At 54.6% G+C, this 19,354-nt stretch carries 15 protein-coding genes and 2 pseudogenes; 5 read left to right on the forward strand and 12 right to left on the reverse strand.

Annotation, left to right across the window (positions count from 1 at the left end):
- Window positions 1-314: 314 nt before the first annotated feature.
- The 9 genes from IEV82_RS22280 to IEV82_RS22320 form a co-directional block, all read right to left on the reverse strand.
- On the reverse strand, window positions 315-1,076 hold the full coding sequence (locus IEV82_RS22280; protein WP_188484295.1) for an SDR family NAD(P)-dependent oxidoreductase: 762 nt from the start codon (window positions 1,074-1,076) through the stop codon (window positions 315-317).
- A gap of 16 nt (window positions 1,077-1,092) precedes the next feature.
- Window positions 1,093-2,079: an acetamidase/formamidase family protein gene (locus IEV82_RS22285; RefSeq protein ID WP_188484296.1), complete on the reverse strand. Its 987-nt coding sequence runs from the start codon at window positions 2,077-2,079 to the stop codon at window positions 1,093-1,095.
- Between the two features lie 44 nt (window positions 2,080-2,123).
- Window positions 2,124-2,837 (reverse strand): ABC transporter ATP-binding protein, encoded by a 714-nt coding sequence (locus IEV82_RS22290; RefSeq protein WP_188484297.1) that lies wholly within the window; start codon window positions 2,835-2,837, stop codon window positions 2,124-2,126.
- Window positions 2,830-3,549 carry an ABC transporter ATP-binding protein gene (locus tag IEV82_RS22295; protein WP_188484298.1) on the reverse strand — a complete coding sequence of 240 codons (720 nt, stop codon included), beginning with the start codon at window positions 3,547-3,549 and terminating at the stop codon, window positions 2,830-2,832. The genes IEV82_RS22290 and IEV82_RS22295 overlap by 8 nt, the downstream gene beginning before the upstream one ends.
- The gene (locus IEV82_RS22300) at window positions 3,546-4,625 is read right to left on the reverse strand and encodes an ABC transporter permease subunit (protein ID WP_188484299.1); all 1,080 of its coding nucleotides are present in this window, start codon (window positions 4,623-4,625) and stop codon (window positions 3,546-3,548) included. Before IEV82_RS22300 ends, IEV82_RS22295 begins: the two co-directional genes overlap by 4 nt.
- Window positions 4,622-5,494: an ABC transporter permease subunit gene (locus IEV82_RS22305; RefSeq protein WP_188484300.1), complete on the reverse strand. Its 873-nt coding sequence runs from the start codon at window positions 5,492-5,494 to the stop codon at window positions 4,622-4,624. Before IEV82_RS22305 ends, IEV82_RS22300 begins: the two co-directional genes overlap by 4 nt.
- Before the next feature lie 84 nt (window positions 5,495-5,578).
- The gene (locus IEV82_RS22310) at window positions 5,579-6,772 is read right to left on the reverse strand and encodes an urea ABC transporter substrate-binding protein (protein ID WP_229747973.1); all 1,194 of its coding nucleotides are present in this window, start codon (window positions 6,770-6,772) and stop codon (window positions 5,579-5,581) included.
- A 98-nt stretch (window positions 6,773-6,870) separates the two neighbouring features.
- Window positions 6,871-7,497, reverse strand: coding sequence for an ANTAR domain-containing response regulator (locus tag IEV82_RS22315; protein ID WP_188484302.1), 627 nt, complete (start codon window positions 7,495-7,497; stop codon window positions 6,871-6,873).
- The gene (locus IEV82_RS22320) at window positions 7,494-8,651 is read right to left on the reverse strand and encodes a transporter substrate-binding domain-containing protein (protein WP_188484303.1); all 1,158 of its coding nucleotides are present in this window, start codon (window positions 8,649-8,651) and stop codon (window positions 7,494-7,496) included. Before IEV82_RS22320 ends, IEV82_RS22315 begins: the two co-directional genes overlap by 4 nt.
- Window positions 8,652-8,942: 291 nt before the next feature.
- Between IEV82_RS22320 and IEV82_RS22325 the strand changes: the two are divergent.
- Window positions 8,943-9,254 (forward strand): annotated as a pseudogene (locus tag IEV82_RS22325) (integrase core domain-containing protein); the annotation flags it as partial.
- Here the strand turns inward: IEV82_RS22325 and IEV82_RS23785 are convergent.
- A pseudogene (locus IEV82_RS23785) lies at window positions 9,217-9,519 on the reverse strand (Txe/YoeB family addiction module toxin); the annotation flags it as partial. The pseudogenes IEV82_RS22325 and IEV82_RS23785 sit on opposite strands and share 38 nt — an antisense overlap.
- Before the next feature lie 533 nt (window positions 9,520-10,052).
- On the opposite strand from IEV82_RS23785, the gene IEV82_RS22335 reads away from it, so the two are divergent.
- The 4 genes from IEV82_RS22335 (at window position 10,053) to IEV82_RS22350 (ending at window position 17,332) form a co-directional block, all read left to right on the forward strand.
- Window positions 10,053-11,270 (forward strand): Ig-like domain-containing protein, encoded by a 1,218-nt coding sequence (locus IEV82_RS22335; RefSeq protein WP_188484304.1) that lies wholly within the window; start codon window positions 10,053-10,055, stop codon window positions 11,268-11,270.
- A 177-nt stretch (window positions 11,271-11,447) separates the two neighbouring features.
- Window positions 11,448-11,969: a DUF2799 domain-containing protein gene (locus IEV82_RS22340; protein ID WP_188484305.1), complete on the forward strand. Its 522-nt coding sequence runs from the start codon at window positions 11,448-11,450 to the stop codon at window positions 11,967-11,969.
- Window positions 11,970-12,572: 603 nt separating this feature from the next.
- The gene (locus IEV82_RS22345; protein WP_188484306.1) at window positions 12,573-12,926 is read left to right on the forward strand and encodes a response regulator; all 354 of its coding nucleotides are present in this window, start codon (window positions 12,573-12,575) and stop codon (window positions 12,924-12,926) included.
- 146 nt (window positions 12,927-13,072) lie between these two features.
- On the forward strand, window positions 13,073-17,332 hold the full coding sequence (locus IEV82_RS22350; RefSeq protein ID WP_188484307.1) for a chemotaxis protein CheB: 4,260 nt from the start codon (window positions 13,073-13,075) through the stop codon (window positions 17,330-17,332).
- 95 nt (window positions 17,333-17,427) lie between these two features.
- Here the strand turns inward: IEV82_RS22350 and IEV82_RS22355 are convergent, their stop codons facing one another.
- Window positions 17,428-18,063: a hypothetical protein gene (locus IEV82_RS22355; RefSeq protein WP_188484308.1), complete on the reverse strand. Its 636-nt coding sequence runs from the start codon at window positions 18,061-18,063 to the stop codon at window positions 17,428-17,430.
- A 260-nt stretch (window positions 18,064-18,323) separates the two neighbouring features.
- A complete protein-coding gene (locus tag IEV82_RS22360) occupies window positions 18,324-18,896 on the reverse strand; it encodes a LabA-like NYN domain-containing protein (protein WP_188484309.1) in 573 nt (190 codons plus the stop codon).
- Window positions 18,897-19,354 lie beyond the last annotated feature (458 nt).

Genomic DNA, 19,354 nt, shown 5'->3' on the forward strand with positions numbered 1-19,354 from the left:
ACTAACCGGCGCGCCGCCCTCATTTACCCCTGAATTATCCACCTTCCAGACCAACCGAACCTCAGCCCGTCAACCCTTCCAATGCCCCCGCGTCCGCCTCAGCAGCGCCGGTGAAGGGGGTTCTAGAGTTGGTGACGTAGGACCGCAAGAGGAAAAAGGAGGTGTGGATTCCGATAGGGGCAAGGATCGTATCCCACAACATGATGTTCTCAAGTTCATCCCCGCGACCCCGGAAGATGAAGGAGGTCACTGCCAATGACTAAAAAATGTGCGAGGTCGGCCTCGTCCTTGACGGAGATAACCTCGCATTGACATTAAAGCTGAACACCCTTCGTCAAGGCCCCGTCGATCACCAGATTTGTCCCTGTGGTGAAACTGGATGCTGGGCTCGCAAGAAATACGACTCCACGGGCGATTTCTTCCGGTTTCGCCATTCGCCCAGTGGGGTTCAAAGCGAGCGCTTCTGCGTAGAGGTCGGGCATGTTGTTTTCGATGTTCTGCCAAATGCCACCATCGAAATAAGTGTTCCCCGGCGACACAGTGTTGGCACGGATGCCCTTCGCGGCCAGTTTGTAAGCCAGTCCCTGCGCATAATGTACGATGGCGGCCTTGAATGCGCCGTAAGCGGGCCCGGTGAAATCAATTTCACGGCCTGAGACTGAGGAAACCAGCGTTATGGAGGCTGCCGGGCTCTTTTCAAGCCAGGGCATGGCAACGTTCACGAGGCGAACGGAATGCATCATGTCTGTCTCGAAGCCCGCCTGCCAGGCAGCTTCGTCATCGTTCACGGCCAAGGCCGAGACGTTACCAATCACGATGTCTATCCCCCCAAGTGCCTCAGCTGAGTTTGTCACCCAAGCTTCCAGTGCCGTCTTGTCTGAGACGTCGAGAGCCGTGCCATATGCAGTCGCGCCGAGGGCGGTCAGACGTGAGACTGCCGTTTCTACGTCTGCCGAAGTACGGGCGCAGATCGAGATGGCTGCTCCTTCAGCAGCCAGAACTTCAGCACAGTGAAAGCCGATACCCTTACTGCCCCCGGTGATTAGGGCGCGCAATCCTTTAAGACCAAGATCCATGATCAATTCCTTGACATTAGATAAGATATTTCTTTTCGATCCCCGCTGCGAGGCTGTATTTTGGATCAACCATATTGCCCAGCCGCACCTTCCCGCACATCGTCAACAACATGTACGCATCGGCTTCGGACTGTCCGGTTTCCGCTGCCACCCAGCGGACCAACTCACGATATGCGATACGAGCGGCATCCTCCATCGGGCGCGCCGACCCGATGAACATCATCTTCTCTTCTGTTTCAAGTTGTGGCCAGCTATTGCCATGGCCCTTGATCAGATCAATGTGAATTTCGACTGTTGCGGGGATTTCCAAAGCGACACCGCATAACTCTCCGTCACCTTGGATTGCGTGGCAGTCGCCCAGATAGAGGTAACCGCCATCGGTGTTCACAGGGAGATAGATGATCGAACCAGGCGCTACGTCCGGCACATCCATGTTGCCGCCATAATAATCTGGCTGCAAGGAGGAGATAGCCTCGATTTGGGGTGCTGTGCCGATGGTTCCTATGAAAGGTTCATATGGCAGGATCAGTGTGTCTGACCAGTGAACACCATCTTCGTCAACGACGACCTTTTTCACTTTTTCGGGCAGTGGTGGGTTCAGTAGTGCAGTGTCGCCGGTTGCCACAAGTCCTCCGAATTCCGTCAGCAGGCAGGTCGTGCCCACGGGCTGAGCACCTCGTGGTTTGATCGAGATGATGCGCACCGCAAGAGCGTCGCCTTTTTCTGCCCCCTTGACATAGATCGGCCCCGTCTGCGGGTTGAGAAACGGAAAATTGAGCAGGGCGGATGGGTTGTCCACAACTTCGGTGATAGCACCCTCAAAAGCATCGTGGGTTTCCACAGTAACAATGGCACCTGGCTCAACCTCTAGAACGGGCGTCGCATAGGGCCCATACACATAGTGGAAAGTGCCCTGATCCTCTATCGTGATCTTGTGGTGGGCCCCTTCGACTCCTTTTGCGACCCCTTTTCGCGCCATGATGGACTTGCTTAGCCAGGACATATTCTTGCTCCTCTTATGATTGTCGCGTGCTTGGCTTGGATTGTTCAAATAGTCAGATATCTGCGAACGATGTCGCGCGATCGTATATCGGCGGGATCCAGATCAGCGACGATCTGACCCTTTTCCATCACGTGACCACGGTCAGCGAGCGTCACAATCAGGTCGAGGTTCTGTTCGACCAGCAACACCGACACGCCGGTTTCCGCGTTCAAAGTTCGCACATTTCGCGCAATATCCTTGATGATCGAGGGCTGGATGCCTTCAGAGGGTTCGTCTAGCAGCATCAACGCAGGCCTACTGATCATTGCGCGTGCGATTGCCAGCTGCTGCTGCTGCCCACCTGACAGAGACCCGGCCCGCTGGTTTGCCCGTTCCTTCAGGATTGGAAAGAAGCGGTAAATCGTATCGTAATCCGGAATGCTGCGCCCGCGACCCGCGACCTCTCCGACCATCAGGTTTTCCCGAACGGTGAGTTCGGGAAACACCTCGCGCCCCTGCGGGATATAGCCGATGCCGTGGCGTGCCCGGATGTCCGCGCCATCCAACGTGGCATCACGTCCCTGGAACCAGATCGTCCCGGCGCTGGGGTTCAGCAGCCCGGTCAGTGTGCGCATCAGGGTGCTTTTTCCCACGCCGTTACGGCCCACGACAGCGACGATTTCACCCCGGCCAATGGTAAGATCAACCCCTTGCAGCACGGTTTCGCCACCATAGCCCGACTGCAGGCCCGAGACGGTCAGAAGAGGTTCATCAGACATCGGCTGTTCCCAGATAGATTTCCTGCACGCCCGGATGATCGATGATCTCGGCGATCGTGCCTTCGACAAAGATTGATCCGAAATGCAGCACCGTGACCCGCCGCGCGATCTGTTCGACAAAGGCCATATCGTGTTCGACGGCCAGGATGGTGATACCGCGGGCGTTGAGATCGTGCAGCATTTCGCCAGTCTTGCGCGTTTCGTCCGGAGACATGCCGGCGGTCGGTTCGTCCAGAAGCAGCAGCTTGGGCTCGACGCCGACGGCCATGGCAATTTCAAGCCACTGCTGCTGACCATGTGACAGGTTGCCCGCAGGTGTTGTCTCTTCTGCATGCAGATCAGTGAAGTCGAGCATTTCGTGGATCTTCGTGTTCAGGCTTTGCCCATTCAGATGGTCCTGAAAAGCAACCTCCAAGTTCTGGCGTACAGAAAGCGCCTTGAAGATGCCTGGCACCTGGAACTTGACCGAGATGCCACGCCGTATACGCTGAAATGATCGTAGATTTGTGATGTCACTGCCGTCAAAGATGATGGTTCCGGCGTCTGGTGCATGTTCCCCCAACAGCAAGCGGAAAAAGCTAGACTTGCCCGCACCGTTCGGCCCGATCAGGCAGTGCATGGCTCCCGTGGACAGGGAAAAGTCGATGCCGTTTGCGACGACCACACCGCCAAAGGCCTTGCGTAGGCCTTGCACCCTGAGGATGTCTGTCATGATTTGTCTTTCTTGAAGATGCGGCCCAGAAAGGTCATTGCGCCCACAACGAGCCCTTGTGGTGCAACCAGAACCGTGACCAATAGCAGAGCCCCCATCACCACCAGCGCATACTGGCTGCCGTAGATGGTCAGTGACTGGAACCCGGCGAGTACGACAATGGTGCCGATCAGTGTGGCGGTTATGTCGCGTCGTCCACCTACGGCCACCCAAATGATGGGGAGCGCAGCCGAGGTCAGACCCATACTCGACGGGGTAATGTACTGCCCCCAAGCAGTATAAAGAGCACCCGAAAGGGCGGCAAAGGCACCGCCTATGGCAAATGCCAGCGTCTGGTAAAGCCGCACGTCATAGCCCAGCATTCCGACGCGATGTGGATTTTCCCGGATTGCCACAAGCACGTTGCCAAAAGATGAATTCAGCATGATGCGTAGACCAAGGTAGCAAATCACCACCAGCCCCAACAGGAGATAATAGAGCGATGGACCAGGGTATAGCGCAATGTCCTCTCCAACCCAGGGCAGAGTAAGCGGCGGCATCCCGGACATGCCGTTGAACCCGTTCAGGCGTGCCTCACCTATGCGCCATTGCGGGCCTGCGGTCTGTGCCATGAAGGTTTCCAGCACGAGTGTCACCGACAGGGTTACGATACCGATGAACACGCCCTGGATGCGTCCGTAGAACATGAAATAGCCGATCACCAAGGCGAAGAGCCCGCCGATCGCCACTGCCAATACCAGCGCGACTAGGGTCAGACCGTAAGCTGCACCCAGATTCAGGGTGATCACCCCATAGGCATAGCCAGCAAGGCCGAAAAACGCAGTTTGACCAAAGCTCAGTGCCCCAGCATAGCCCCAAACCACGCCGAGCCCCATCGCCATGAAGGTCCAGATCAGGAAGTAAGCGGCATTGCCGACGGTCCACGCATCCGCCGTCAACGGATAGGCCGCGGCAGCCGCAATGGCAACGGCAGCGGCTATCCAGAAGGCAGGTCCGCGCCCCATGGTTTGCGGCCCTTCCAGCCGTGCCAAGAGGCTGCGCGTGCGGCTGCGCGGTGTAGTCTCGGAAGAGATCATCGGGTGGTTCCCTTGAGCCAGCCCGAAAGACCTCCGGGCAAGATGCGAATGACGAGGATGACAGTAACGAGCAAGCCGATCTGACCAAACAGCTGGCCATACCAAGCTGTAAGCCCCGCTTTGATCAGTGCCAGGATCGCCGCAGCGGGGGCTGCGCCCACAAAGATATCAGCGCCCCCGACGACAACGGTCACGAAACTTTCCACAATGAAGGTCGCACCCATCGTCGGCACCATCGTCATGGTCGGGGCATAAAGCCCTCCTGCAAGCCCCGCGAGTGCCGCGCCCAGACCGAAGGTCAGCCCGTACATACGCCCCGTATTGACACCGAGAGCATGGGCCATGTGCGGTTTCTGGATGGTCGCGCGGGCAATCACTCCAAACCGGCTATGATAAAACAACAGGTACAGCCCACCCAGTAGTCCGAGCGCGCATACCATGAGCACAAGACGATAAAGTGAGTAAGACCGGCTGCCGACCTCAATACTGCCGAGTGGCGTGCCAATGCCTTGCATGGTCGATCCCAGCACGATCAACACGCCCTGCGTGGCGATGAGACTGATGCCCCATGTGGCGATTATTGAGTCCAATGGTCGGTGATACAGGTGACGGATAACCATCCGTTCGACCAGCATGCCGACCGCTCCAGCGACCAGCGCGCCGGTCAGGATCGCTACCGGTAGCGGCAGTCCCGCACGTGCGGCGCTGGCCGTTACATAGGCACCGCACATAATGAATTCGCCATGGGCTAGGTTGATAACTCCCATCATGCCAAAGATCACTGCCAGTCCGGCACAGGAGATCACCAGAAAGGCGAAGGTGTCACCAAATTGATAAAGCATGGCAAAGACGTTCTGGAGCAAGTCCATCCGCTGGTCTCCTGGAGTGTCGAGAAAGGGAAGCTTATAGAATACCGAGCGGGACAAGCCCGCTCGGCAGTTCAGTTCAGCGTATCACTGCGCCGGCGGAGGCGCGGATGGTGTATACTGTGCGCTGGGATCGTTCTGGGTCAGATCGCAACCTGCATCGCCCAGCCAATATGGCTTGATATCGTCCCAGACCTTGGGAAAACTTATTGAATGATCGTCATTCACCTTGGCGAGGTAGATCGTGTGCGACATGTGCTGGCTCTTGGGATCGAGGCAGACATTGCCTGAGGGCCCCTCAAAGCAGACATCGCCCTCGGCCAGAACCGAGCGGATGGCATCATGGTCGGTAGTCCCCGCCCGTTCGACCATCTGCTTGTAGAGGTTCATCGCGATATAGGAATTCGCCGCTTCCTGGTTGATGTAAGGCTCATCCGGGAACATCGCGCGGAACCGTTCGACAAAATCATTCGACGCCGGGGTGTCGATCTCTTCGATATAATTTGTGGTGACATACATGTTGGCCAGGCTCGGCGGTGTGAATCGCTTGTGTTCATATCCTTGCCCAACGTTCACCGAGGACGCCATCGGTAGACTGACATTGGCTGATGCCGCTTGTTCATAATAGGAGGCCTGCGCTGCACCGACCAGCAGAGTCACGACAAAATCCGCCTCGGTCGCCTGGATATTTTGGATGGTCTGACCGAACTGCGAGACGCCGAGCGGAATGAACTCTTCCCCCACCATGGTGCCGCCGTTCTCTTCAACGATCTGGCGGACCCATTCGGCCGAAATCTGCCCAAAGTTGTAATCCGCTGCCAGTGTATAAACGTTGGGACCATACTCTTCCATCATCCAAGGGATGAGCGTCGAGAATTGCTGTTCCGGCACGGCACCAGTCACGATCATGTTGTTGTCGCAGACGCCGCCTTCGTACTGGTTGTTATAGAAGGCCAGACCGTCGAACTGGTTTACAATAGGGCGATATGCTTCGCGGGAGGCCGAAGAAAAGCCGGCAAAGACAACGTCGACGTTATCGGCTTGCAGCACCCGTCGCATGAACTCCTGATAGCGTCTGTTGTCAGACTGGGTGTCATAAATCACCAGCTCGACGGGACGGCCGTCAATACCACCCGCGTCATTGATCTCTTTCGCGGCCAATTCGATGGCGTGGACCTTGACCATGGTTGCGGCTGCGAAATCGCCGGACTGGTCTTCAAGGACGCCAATCCGGATCGGGCCGTCTTGAGCAAATGCAGGGGCTGCGGCGACAAGCGCCATAGCTGCACCGGCCATCAGGCCGGCAAGGGTCGGTCGGTTGCGTGTCATTGGTCTCTCTCCACTGTTGCGTGATCTTTCGGGTCGTTTTGGTATGCGGATTAATCCGATCTTGTTGCGCGACCGTGTTTTAGCCCGGTGTCCTGTGCAGGATCTGGACCGAGTCCGATGGCATGCCGCGCCATGTCCTCCATCGGAATTCTACGCTGCATGGCTTCGCGCCGCAGCCAGTCATAGGCGCCCTCTTCAGACAGGCCGCACCGGGTGATGAGTTGCATAACTGCCTTTGTCACGATACGCCGTCCGGCCAAACGCCGGTTGAGCACCTGCAGTTCTTGTTTGTGTCGCATCCGCACAGCATGTTCGTTCACTGCCAACAGTAGCGCCGTGAAGATGCCTGAACTGCGCACCGGCTTGAGGATATGGCTCGCCGCTCGGTTTTGGATGACATGCGCCAAACGGCTGGGTGCCTCACTGCCGATCAGCGCGATCAGGGGCAGGTCGGCAAAGCCTGTTTCGCTCAGTGCGGTATCACTCCCGTCATCGGCATCGAAAAAGATCACATCGAAGGGCACAGGATTGTCTGTAGTCTCAGGCCAACCTCCAGCGACTGTCACTTCAAGCCCTAGCTTCACCAGCGTCCCCTCGAGGGTCTGATGACCACTGTCGGGAGCCATGATTACCAACGCCCGCAACCCGCGAAAGTTCTTCTGAATCGCCCGACTCATTGGATCAACCTGAGATTACGGCTGTCGCCCTCGTGAACGTCATGTGCCCAAGTCAGATAAGGATCTGGGCGCAGCGCAACGGGGTGTTCCACCAAGATGTCAAAACTGCCATCACTGCGTGACCGACCGATGCGTGGGCGCATCCAGCAATGCAGGTTGTCGCCATCTACCGTCACCTGACCTTGGGGCGCAGTAAATGTCAGATCGCGTACCGCCTCGCGTACCGCCTCAAACCCGGTGCCGCCGGCACGTTCAGCAGCACGTGCCAGCAGATGAACCGCCAAATAAGCCGCTTCCGCATCCGCCGATGCCTGTCCCATTTGCCCGAACCGATCATTCCATAGCGCGACAAATCGACGGTTTTCCTTGGACGCGATTGTTGAGAAGTAGACCGAAGATGATAGATGCCCCGCTGCTGCATCCCCCAGCATGGGGAGTTCGGCCTCTGACAGACTGCAACTGGCTGCAGGCATTTCAGCGGGTTGGTCGATGCCGACTGCCTCTGCCGCCGAACGCAGCATTTTCAGAAAAGCAAAGCCAGATTGACCAATCAAGGTTGTGAATACAAAGTCCGGTCGGTCCTCGATGATTTGACTGACCACATCACTCAAGTCGATTTCCCCAACGGGAAAGTACCGTTCTCCCAAGACCACGCCTCCAGAGGCGGCAATCGCCTCACGAAGAATACGGTTGTTTTCCCAAGCCCAGATATAGTTGGAGCCGACCATCCAGCCACGCGTACCAAACTGCTTCAAAAGATGTCGTGTCAGTGGAACGATGTGCTGGTTGGGGCCTGCACCGCTATAGACAACATTCTCGGAGGTTTCGAAGCCTTCGTAGTGGGAGGGATACCAAAGGAGTGCATCTGCCTTTTCGAACAGCGGCAACACTTCCTTTCGACTGGAAGAGGTATAGCAGCCTACCACATGCTTCAAACCATGTTCTTGCAATAGGCAGCGTGCGCCTTCCACATAGTTCGAGAGCACACCAGCAGGATCGATGGACACCGGCGTGATATTAACAGACTGGGTTGGGCTTGCGTTGATTTCTTCGATAGCCAGCTTGGCTCCAGCATGCATCACGCGGCTTACGGCCTCATAGGAGCCGCCCTGCGACATCAGCAAGCCTATTGGGAGTTCCAGTCGCCGGGTCATCAGTCCTCGAACATGAAAAAGCCCCTGACAGCATTCTTGCTGCAGAGGCTACGTTGCCAAGCCGCTTTCCGCGGCAATGTATTTCGTGATTTGTGGCGGTCTCCTCATTGAGCCCATAACCACACGACCCAAACCTAAGACGGTGCCGAATGATTTGGCAAGCAATTTGGTGATGGCACACTTCCATCCGGAGGGGAGCTGCACATAATATGTGCAGAGTTGGTGGCGCCGAGCTGTCTAAGCCAGATTTTCCTGGAAGGGCGAGACGACCACAGCTCAGCGAGTGGTCGCGGGCAACATGAGTTCGATCAGCTTTGCGCCAATCTCGGCATCGAGCACCGTCTCACACCCTCGATGCGACCGCAGACAAACGGCATGGTCGAACGGTTCAACGGCCGCATCGAAGATGTCCTGCAAAACCATCGTTTCCAAAGCGGTGAAGAGCTGGAGCAGACCATCCTGCGCTATGTTCATCTCTACAACAGCCAACTCCCGCAAGCCGTTCTCAAAGCACGGACGCCCGTCGCGGCTCTCAAGGAGTGGCAAAAGCACAGGCCAGAACTTCTCAGGAAGCGGTCGTATAATCATGCGGGATGGCTCTGATGATGTAACTGCCCCCCGACGGCATCATTGTGCCAAGGTGGGATATGAGATCTGGTCTCTGGCTGTCGCCAGTCCCACTGACCCGGTAGACCATTCGATCTGTCTGAGAAATCCGACGTGACCACCACCCGGTCAGATCGCCCTTCAAAGGTTCCGGCTTGCTGCTCCCTTAGAAGGGGCTTCGCTTGCACTGCTTGATCAGTTCGTTGATCTGGCCACCTACCTTGTCGTCGGTGGTGATCCAGCACTGGCAGTCCTCCCAAGCCTGATTGGAAAAACCAGCTTCACTCGGTCAGCTCATGCTCTTTGCCATTTCCAGCATCGAGTTGTGCAACAGAAGCGCGCAAGCGGGATGCGTTTTTCGGTGCGGACAAGAGGTGCAACGTCTCGTTGACCGCGTTCCAGGTTTCCAAGTCCGGTAACCAGCTGCAGCGGTGTCGCCGGCCAGCCGGTTCATGATGGAAAGAAACCGCTACATTCCCGTTTGAAGAGCTCGCAATCGATCAGTGTCGCCAGCATCACCAGCTCATGGTGCATGTTGATCAGGTCAACGAGACGAGAGCACAGAAGGTCATCTTTTTCCGGGGGCGATTACGATGTTTCAGGACAGGATCAAACTGCAGGGTTTCCAATCAGATTCTACGAAACTCTGCGGAACAAGGTGATATAAATCAACTCTTTACCTAACGCTTTCAGAAACTTGGCAGTTGTCCACGCCGGGCTCCTTGTATCAGTCCAATTTTAGCCTTTTTTGCAACGATAAAGAAACTTCATGCGGGAATTATCGGGACTTGTTCCATGGAAGCTGCAATCTTTTTGGGTCTTGCAACAATCGTTGGCCTTTCGGCCGGTCTGTTCGACTTTTCCCAGGATGAGCCCGAACCTCCTGTTGCGGATGATGACACGGCATCGACGTCGGAGGACACACCCGTTACAATCGATGTCTTGGCCAATGATAGTGACCCGGATGGCGATGCGCTCTCGGTGACATCCGCGTCCGCGCTGAACGGCTCTGTCGTGATCGAGGCCGATGACCGCCTGACCTACACACCAAACGCGGATTTTGCTGGCACCGATTGGATCAGATACGGGGCCGAGGATGGCGAGGGTGATAGTGATGATGCCGTGGTGACGGTGAATGTAACTGCTGCAAACGACCTGCCCGTTGCGACCGGTGACGCTGCATCGACGGTGGAAGACACGATTGTCACGATCAATGTGCTGGGCAATGACAGCGATGTGGACGGTGATCCTCTGACGGTGACGTCGGCCTCTGCAACCAACGGCTCAGTGGCGATTGGCGCTGGTGGAAGCCTGACCTATACGCCGAACGCGGATTTCTCGGGCACCGACACGATCACCTACGAGGTGAGCGACGGGGCAGGTGGCACGGCCAGTGCCAGCGTTGCGGTGAGTGTGGCACCGGCCCCCATGGCCTCGGTTGCCATGTCGCCGAATGACACCGCTTCCGTCGATGATGGGTCAATCGTCGGGGGACCGGAGAATGAACTGTTCCCCGGCAGTGAGGGCAATGACGATATCTCGGGTGGAGACGGGGCCGATACCATTTTCGGTCAGGCGGGGTCCGACACGCTGAATGGCAATGCTGGCGATGACGAGATCAACGGGATTTGGGACGGCAGTGACGACGCGCAGATCGAAGCCCGGGATCTGGCCGACCCGGATATCCTGCTGGGTGGTGACGGCGACGATGACATCGTCATGGGCAGTGGCGACACTGCAACGGGAGAAGGCGGACGCGACACGTTCTATACTGGCGCATGGGTCGATCCGGACAACGCGCCCGTGGTCCTCGATCTGGCGTCCGACGAGATCCTGATTGTCTCGGTGCCCGAAGGGACATCGGCAGGGACGTCGATCACCCTCGAAACGGATCCTCTCACCGGAGACACCCTTGTTCAGGCAAACCTGCAGACCGTGGCCGTCATCGCGGCAGGGGTTGGCCCGGTGACGGCTGATCAGATACTCGTGGTCGAAAATGCGAATATTGCATAAGTGACCGATGCCAAGGGTGGCCTTGGCCACCTTTGGCCAATATTTTATCGGATAATTTAAGTTACCGGTTTTTGAGTGGCGCTCGGGCCAAAGCCTGGCGCTGTGTTCATGACGGCTTGCAGTTGGCATCCCTGCGCGGCATGACTTCACCGTCAGACACATAACGGAACCAATACCATGACATTCAGACTCTTGGCCGGGCTTGCTGCGCTGACGCTTGTGGCAAGCTGCGCCACGCTGAGCGAAGAGGAATGTCTGCAAGGCAATTGGCGCGAGATCGGGCAGCGCGACGGGCAGGCGGGACGCACCGCAAGCTTTATCGCGGAACATGCCAAGGCCTGCGAAAAGGCCGGTGTGGTGCCGAACCAGTCGCTCTGGGAACAGGGGCGTCAGGCCGGATTGCCCGCCTATTGCACCCCTGCCAAGGTCTATGGCGAAGGCCGCTCGGGGCGCAGCCTGTCACCGGTCTGTCCTTCGGCGCAATTGCCTGCCTTGCAGCTGGCCAATGACCGCGGCCGGGCCTGGTATCGGCTGACAAACGAGATCAACGGGATCAACAGCGAGATCTCCCACTTGCAGAACCAGATCGTCAAGGAAAGTGACGAGGACAAGCGGGCTTTGTATCTGGCCAATATCCGCAGTCTTGAGAGCAGGATTCGCCTCCTGGAGCTGCGCCGCGTGACCGAAGGTGGTCTTTGACCCTTTTGGGCACTTGCGCGTCTGTCCTGCAAGGACGCGGCGTCCCCGCCGCGATCCCTGCGACAGTTTCATGTTCAGCATGATCCCTGAAATAGAACTGACACTCGAGTGAGTGAGTTACCGAGGCGCGCCCAGTCAAGGGTGGGGAAAGGAAGACGCCATCCAACGATTTATCCTAAGATAGTTTTTATAATATAATGATTTAAAATTAATATGGATTTTGAAATAGGTTAAAATTACAGTAATTATTTATATCGATAAAAAGGAAATATAAAGATGTATCCGTGTAGTGCAGGTCTTTATGGACATCGGTTTCAGGTGTGGCCCTATGCAAAACGAGCAGGGCTTTGGGGTCCGACAGCCTCGGAGTGGTCTCACGTTCCTGCTCTCAAGGTGCCGATGCCTCAAGCACCGGCACCTTGGTCACTTCAAGACATAGGTGCCAAACTGGGTTTGTTCTCCAGAAATTGGTGTGCAGGCTCACCGTTCTCATTAAATGCCTTCAATTTTGGTATCTTTGGTCGGGGCCTGCTGAAACCTGTGGAAGATCATCCAAAAGTGGTATTACATGGAAAAATGTACTATTTTAGTTGAGCACGTATTATGACCTATGTACTTCTTGTCGAGGACGAAGCCCTCATCGCAGCGCTTCTGGCGCATAAGATCGAAAGTCTGAGTGATCGCAAGCTGGTTTCGTGCAACAACATGCAGACGGCTTTTGAGCATGTATCAAGAGACTTGCCGGATATTGCTTTTCTTGACGTCAATCTTGGCGATGGCACATGTTTCGAACTCGCAAGTTGGCTGCAAGACCGCAATGTCCCGATGTACTTTCTGACCTCCTACTCGCGGGAATCCTTGAAAAATCTTGGTCTTCCCAACACGTTGGAAGACATTGAAATCCTGTCCAAGTTCAGCACAACCAGCAAATATTCCGAATTGATCAATGCGTTGTAGAGCTTCGAAAGTCTTTGAAATATAGATGTTATTGCGGCACGCTCTGCCCGTAATCCAGAATGGTGCCTTATCCTGCGCTTGTTCCGATCATGGTCTGAGCCTGCACAGCGCACAAGAATAATGGGCAAGATCAAAGAGGAGCAGACGTGGGTACCACAATCGTGGCCATCGGCGCATCGGCAGGTGGCGTAGAGGCCCTGGCGGAGCTTTTTGATGCAATGCCTGCCGATACCGGTCTGGCCTTTGTCATCGTCCAGCACATGGCACGCGGACGGCCATCGATGATGGCGGAAATCCTGTCGAACCGTACCTCCATGCAGGTGACGCAGATCAGGACAGGTGACAGCCCAACGCCGAACACGGTTCATGTGATTCCCCCCGGCGTTCATCTGTCCATCGAGGATGGCATCCTGACCTTGACAGACAGTGATGCGGATGACCGTCTGCATTTGCCGATCGATCTGTTTTTCAAGTCCCTTGCAGAGGACCAGGGCAGCAAAACCTACGCCATCGTCTTGTCCGGTACGGGCAGTGACGGGACAATCGGGATCGAGGCCATCAAAGCGGCAGGGGGTGTGACCTTCGCACAGCTCGCCAACAGCGCCAAGTTTCCCGCGATGCCGAACAGCGCCGCCGAAACGGGTCACATTGATTTCAAACTGGACCCACAGGATATACCCGCCAAACTCGTGCAGTTGGAGACATGGCGCAGGCAAGTCCCCCTCAGCAGAAACGAAACCCTCAACCAGGATATCGAGGCACGCTTACCCACGCTTCTCGACAGGTTGGAGCTGAATGACGAGTCAGGGTTTCATAATTACAAGCCGGCCACCTTGCGCAGGCGCGTCTTGCGCAGAATGCTGATGCGTCACGTGTCAGGCGTCGATGAGTATATCGAACTGTTGCGCAACTCGGCAGATGAGCGACAGGAGCTTGCGCGTGATTTCCTGATCGGGGTGACGCAGTTCTTTCGCAACGCAGATATGTTCGGGATCATCGCAGAAACCGTTCTTCCTGACCTTCTGCAAAGTGACCAGGACGAGTTTCGCATCTGGTGTCCGGGGTGTTCCTCCGGAGAAGAGGTGTATTCTCTCGCGATCCTGATATCCGAGCTGCAAGACAAGACAGGGGACCAGCGGTCCTGGAAATTGTTCGGAACAGATATAAACCCCGATGCCCTCGCAACAGCGCGTCGAGGTGTTTATGACAGGAATGCGCTCACACCCGTCAGCAGCGCTCAGCAAGAGCGTTTTTTCGACGACGATCATGGTCTCTTGACGGTTTCGGCGCGTTTGCGCAGCATGTGCGTTTTTGCACGGCACAACGTGTTGACGGATCCTCCCTTTTCAAAGGTGGATCTGATTTCCTGCCGCAACCTGATGATCTATGTCGACCAAATGGCGCAGGAAGACATCATCTCGCGTTTTCATTATGCGCTCAACTCTCATGGGTTTCTGTGGCTGGGTCCTTCGGAAAACCTGTCTGGCAACACGCGCCTTTTCGAAATTGTGGATCGACACGCGCGCATTTTCAAACGTGATGATTCTGTCGCATCCCTTGCACAGACGGTTCTCACCCAAGCATTCACTCCGCGGCTGCCCAAATCGTCTCCAGCGCTGCATGACATGGCATTGGCACGCAGAAACCGTGTCAGCATCAATCTCGAAACGGATACGGAACAGGCCTTCCTGTCGAGCTTTGCTCCCCCATTCGTCCGGATCAGCCAGTATGATGAAGTCTTGTATGCGTCAGAAGCCGCGCGCCGCTTTCTCAGACCGGCCAAAGGCGTCCCGAGTCCTGTTTTTGAAGATTACTTTATTGAAAGCGTGCGCATGCCACTTCGGCTGATCCTCAAGGATGTGCGTCACCGAAAAGCCGACATAAAACTCCCTGAGATCATGATCGAGATCGACGGGATGGCGCAGATGTTCGACCTGCATGCGCGCCCGATGGATGAAGAGGTAAAATCCGTCCTTGTTGCCTTTCTTCCGGTACGTCTGCGCGAGGAAAAGTTTCATTCAGCGTCTTCCGTCAATACGGTAGAAGCAGTCTACGAAGCCGAGTTGACGATGGCACGAAAGCGGCTTTTGGTCCGCGAACGTGATTTCAAGATGGCAGAGCAGGAACTTTGGGCAAGCAACGAAGAACTGCTGACAATCAACGAGGAACTCCAGAGTTCCAACGAGGAGCTTGAAAGCTCTCGAGAAGAATTGCACTCTGTCAATTCCGATCTCGCGATCACGAATGCGGAACTGACAGCCAAGAACACAGCGCTTGGTGTGGCAAACAACAACCTCCGAAACCTGATCGAAAGCATTGATATGGCGATCATGTTTGTTGATCGCGAGGGTTTGCTCAAACTCTTCACGCCGCGCAGCCAGGATCTCTTTTGCATTCAGGACAGGGATGTTGGGCGCTCCATCTTTGATCTTGTGACGAACCTTGATTACCCCCACCTTAAGGACGACCTCACGCAACCAGAGAAAAACCTGGCGACATTTTCGCGTGAAGTGGCCACACAGGATGGTCGCCATAATTATGTTGTCAAAATAAAACCTTACCTTGATCCCGACAACAAGATTGATGGGGTTGTTGTCTCCTTTTTTGAAATAACCGAACAGCTGGAACAGCAATGGGCTCTCAAACTGGCAAGCCAGCAACTTTCACATCGGCTTGCTGAGCTTGAGGCGTTCTATGAACGCGCACCCATCGGAGCAGCCATGCATGGACCCGACATGCGATACCTTCGTGTCAACGATGCATTGGCAGACATGATCGGCAAGCCCGCATCACAGATTGTCGGACGCCACCCCAAAGAAATTGTCCCTGACATTTGGAATCAGGTCGAGCCCCTGTTTGAAAAAATAGTGAAGACGAAAGAGCCCGTGCTCAACCTTGAAGTGAACGCACGGATCAAATCGAAAAACGAAGAAATTCGAACCTGGATCGCTAACTATTTTCCGATCATGATCGACGGTAGCGACGCAATTGAAATTGCGGTTACGACCATGGAAATTACGCAACAAAAACGTCTGGAAGAAAGCCTGAAGGTCAAGAAAACAGAACTTCTGGAGGCTGGCTCTCGCATATTGCGAAATTTCGAATATGTTCCCCTTTCCATTGTCATTCATCAAGGCCCGGATCACGTGATTGTTCATGCCAACCAGCAGGCGCGTGAAATACTCGGAACGGAAGACCCGATTGGAAAGACCATGGATGAGTTCATTCCCGAAAGCTACAAAGCTCTCAGGGAAACATTTGATATTGTCTACAGGGATGCAAAAACCCATATCGACAGCGAAGTTGTCGTTGATTTCATCAACGCACGTGGGGAAAAAATCGAGGGTGTCTTCCAGCGCATCGTCCAGCCGTACCGGGATCTGGAGGGCGATGTCACCGGTGTCGTCACTGTCAATCTGGATATTTCCGAGCTTGTCGCCATGCGGGATGCCAATGCGCAGCAGACCATGCGTCAGACTAGCATCATCGAGGCGATTGATGCACAAATCATATTGGTGGATCGCCAAGGCATGATGGTTGACGTGAACAACACCGTGACGGCTGCAATCGGAAAATCCAAGACTGAATTGATTGGTGTGAATTTTCAATATCTGGCCAGTGCCGAGATGGAAAAAGACGCGGTCGATCACCTTCAGGACGCCGTGAAAACCGCGTTGGCAGGGCAGGCGTCGCAGTATGACGCACGCATCGTCACGCCTGCCGATGGCACGCCCCGGCGGGTCCTGATCTCGGTCTCGCCCGTGCATGGCAACACCGAGGACATCCGGGAGGCGCTGATCACCATCACCGACCAGACTGCGCTGCTGGAAGCAACCGACCGCAGGGGTATCCTGGTGGCGGAGCTTGAGCATCGGGTCAAGAATGTCATTACCACAATTCAAGCTGTGACACGGTTCACTGCCTCAACCGCCATCGATCCGCAAACCATGGTCGACGAGCTTGACGAGCGTCTGGCCGCGATGGCGCGAACCCATGACAAGCTGACCGCCAGCGGTTGGCAAAAACAGACCTTTCAGGACATTCTCGCACTCGAACTCAGCGCCTATGCCCGCGCCCAAAGCGCGCGTGTGGTCTGCGAAGGAGACGATATCAGTCTTTCACCAAACACGGCCATGCTGGTGGGCCTCGCCATTCACGAACTGCTCACAAATGCCGTCAAATACGGTGCTCTTTCAAATGATGCCGGAGAGGTCCGGATTTGCGTCCGGGCCAAGGGTGAGGGGTTTCAGCGGCTGACCTGGACGGAACGCGGAGGGCCCAAGGTCATACCAGGCGGCAGGGAGGGGTTTGGGACCTTGCTTCTGCGTACAATCCTGCCCAGTGAGCTGAATGTCAGCGCCCAGTGGCGCCTAGAGGAAGACGGCTTGATTTATGAACTGTCATGACTGCGCGTCGTTTTCGGCCTTGGCTGGGCCAAGCTGATGCTGGTCACGTCAGATTTTGAAGGAGTTCTGCGAATGTCCATGATCTCATCCATGGTTCACAATTGAACATCTCCAAAATGGCCAAGAACTGCAAATCCAAAGGGCCTGTTGTCTAATTCATCTGATATTGTTTTTTCAGTTACGTCAAAGTAGGATGCGCAAAAGCTGGACTTGGGATCTTCCAATATTACCTTGTTGAGAACCAAATTTACATGTTGAGCCCGCGCTTGCCTTCTAGGCAGGGCATCAGCACCTTGATAATATTCCGGGCGTAAAGAGAAAGAGCAAAATACAATACTTATTGTCTTGCAGTCTTTATTTCGCGTTTCCAGTTTTTTCTGGAATGAAGATTCGTATGCAGCCCAGAAGCACCGGGAAATCTTGGCTTGAGAAGCTGGGTTCTCGCTGTTCTCCGAAACATCAAAGCAGTCATTTGGCTTTTTTGCCTCAATCCATAATTCAGTTTCATTGGAAATATGAACCAGAATGTCTATGATGCCTTTGGCAGATTGTGATTGGTTGTTTTCAAATGATTTTGTTTTCTTTTTGCAGGGTATTTTACAAAGTGCTGGGTGTCCACTTTGCCATGCCGCTGTGGAGAGAAGAGACGCGCAAGTATCGACCGCATACCAATGCGCCGTCTCGTTGCAATTTTCCTCATGCTCGCTGTGCAGCTGTGCGTATTTGTCCATTATCCCTTTCATCACGCCTGGAAAGTTGTTTGTGCAGACACTATATGACAAGAACGCCCCCTTTATTATTTTTAAGGCACATTATTATTGCTCATTATCAACATAATGCCTTTTCAGTTTTGTATCCGAAAGATTCTGGTTTGTCAGGAATGGTGTGGCCCAACGATTGGACCTTGTCAGGTCGAGTGCTTGGAGCATTTGGCGCCGCTGAGGTGCCCTGTAGAAATTGTCTAACCAGGAGAGCCAGAACGGCACCGCCACTACGCATTGTCAGCTGTAACAGGTTGATGCTCAGGCAGGGGATCACGGGCGGGACGTCCGATCACATCACGCAACTCGTCAAGTTCTATGAAATTATCGCCCTGACGTCGCAATTCGTCAGAAATCATTGGTGGATGGCTACGGGTCGTTGATACAACTGAAACGCGAACGCCTTTGCGCTGGATGCTTTCGACCAAGGGTTGAAAATTTCCATCCCCCGAGAAGAGCACAATGTGCTCGACATGATCCGCCAGTTCAAGAGCATCAACGGCTAGTTCTATATCCATATTTTTCTTGATCTTTCGGCGACCTTGACTGTCAATATATTCCTTGGCCAGTTTGGTTCTTATGTTGAAGCCATTGTAGTGCAACCAATCGACCAGTGGACGAACTGGCGAATACTCGTCATTTTCCAGAAGTGCTGCATAGTAGAATATACGCAAAAGCCTGCCTCTGCGTGCAAATTCTTGGCGCAGCAGCTTATAGTCGATATCGAATCCAAGAGATTTTGCAGCGGCGTAGAAGTTTGATCCGTCAATAAACAAAGCCAGACGCTCATCTTTGTAAAACACGAATGTAGCCTTTCAAAAATGACGTAATGAAGCGAGCATCAATGGATGATGGCGAAAAATCCAACATGCCGAGGTGTTGAGATTGGACGATTTCAGGCGTCCTTCGCAAGACTGTTTTTATAGCATTTTTTGGAGATAATTTGCCTAGTCTATTAATAATTTAGAGATATAAAATCTATTGATGCTTGGCATTCAAGCCAAATAGAGTCTGCATCTCTATAAATCTTTTATTGATTTCTCATCGAGAACAACGATCCGGAAGAGTGTTCTACCACTTCGTAGCCATGACATCAGAAAAGATCAATTGCATGATCCCGGATCAGAAAATTGAGGGTAGCGTCCGTCAAGCTGGTGTAAATTCGGGTATGGCCAATCGAGGGCATCGGTCAGGCGGCCTGTGTTGATATGCTGAGAAGCGGGTCGATCTGTGCGGTGTCGATGAGCCCGAACGCCTCGAC

Source organism: Marivita lacus (assembly GCF_014637725.1).
Lineage (GTDB): Bacteria > Pseudomonadota > Alphaproteobacteria > Rhodobacterales > Rhodobacteraceae > Marivita > Marivita lacus.

Coding starts and splice junctions, on each gene's coding strand:
- IEV82_RS22280 (WP_188484295.1), bottom strand. CDS start 1,076: ATGGATCTTGGTCTTAAAGGATTGCGCGCCCTAATCACCGGGGGCAGT.
- IEV82_RS22285 (WP_188484296.1), bottom strand. CDS start 2,079: ATGTCCTGGCTAAGCAAGTCCATCATGGCGCGAAAAGGGGTCGCAAAA.
- IEV82_RS22290 (WP_188484297.1), bottom strand. CDS start 2,837: ATGTCTGATGAACCTCTTCTGACCGTCTCGGGCCTGCAGTCGGGCTAT.
- IEV82_RS22295 (WP_188484298.1), bottom strand. CDS start 3,549: ATGACAGACATCCTCAGGGTGCAAGGCCTACGCAAGGCCTTTGGCGGT.
- IEV82_RS22300 (WP_188484299.1), bottom strand. CDS start 4,625: ATGATCTCTTCCGAGACTACACCGCGCAGCCGCACGCGCAGCCTCTTG.
- IEV82_RS22305 (WP_188484300.1), bottom strand. CDS start 5,494: ATGGACTTGCTCCAGAACGTCTTTGCCATGCTTTATCAATTTGGTGAC.
- IEV82_RS22310 (WP_229747973.1), bottom strand. CDS start 6,772: ATGGCGCTTGTCGCCGCAGCCCCTGCATTTGCTCAAGACGGCCCGATC.
- IEV82_RS22315 (WP_188484302.1), bottom strand. CDS start 7,497: ATGAGTCGGGCGATTCAGAAGAACTTTCGCGGGTTGCGGGCGTTGGTA.
- IEV82_RS22320 (WP_188484303.1), bottom strand. CDS start 8,651: ATGACCCGGCGACTGGAACTCCCAATAGGCTTGCTGATGTCGCAGGGC.
- IEV82_RS22335 (WP_188484304.1), top strand. CDS start 10,053: ATGGAAGCTGCAATCTTTTTGGGTCTTGCAACAATCGTTGGCCTTTCG.
- IEV82_RS22340 (WP_188484305.1), top strand. CDS start 11,448: ATGACATTCAGACTCTTGGCCGGGCTTGCTGCGCTGACGCTTGTGGCA.
- IEV82_RS22345 (WP_188484306.1), top strand. CDS start 12,573: ATGACCTATGTACTTCTTGTCGAGGACGAAGCCCTCATCGCAGCGCTT.
- IEV82_RS22355 (WP_188484308.1), bottom strand. CDS start 18,063: ATGGACAAATACGCACAGCTGCACAGCGAGCATGAGGAAAATTGCAAC.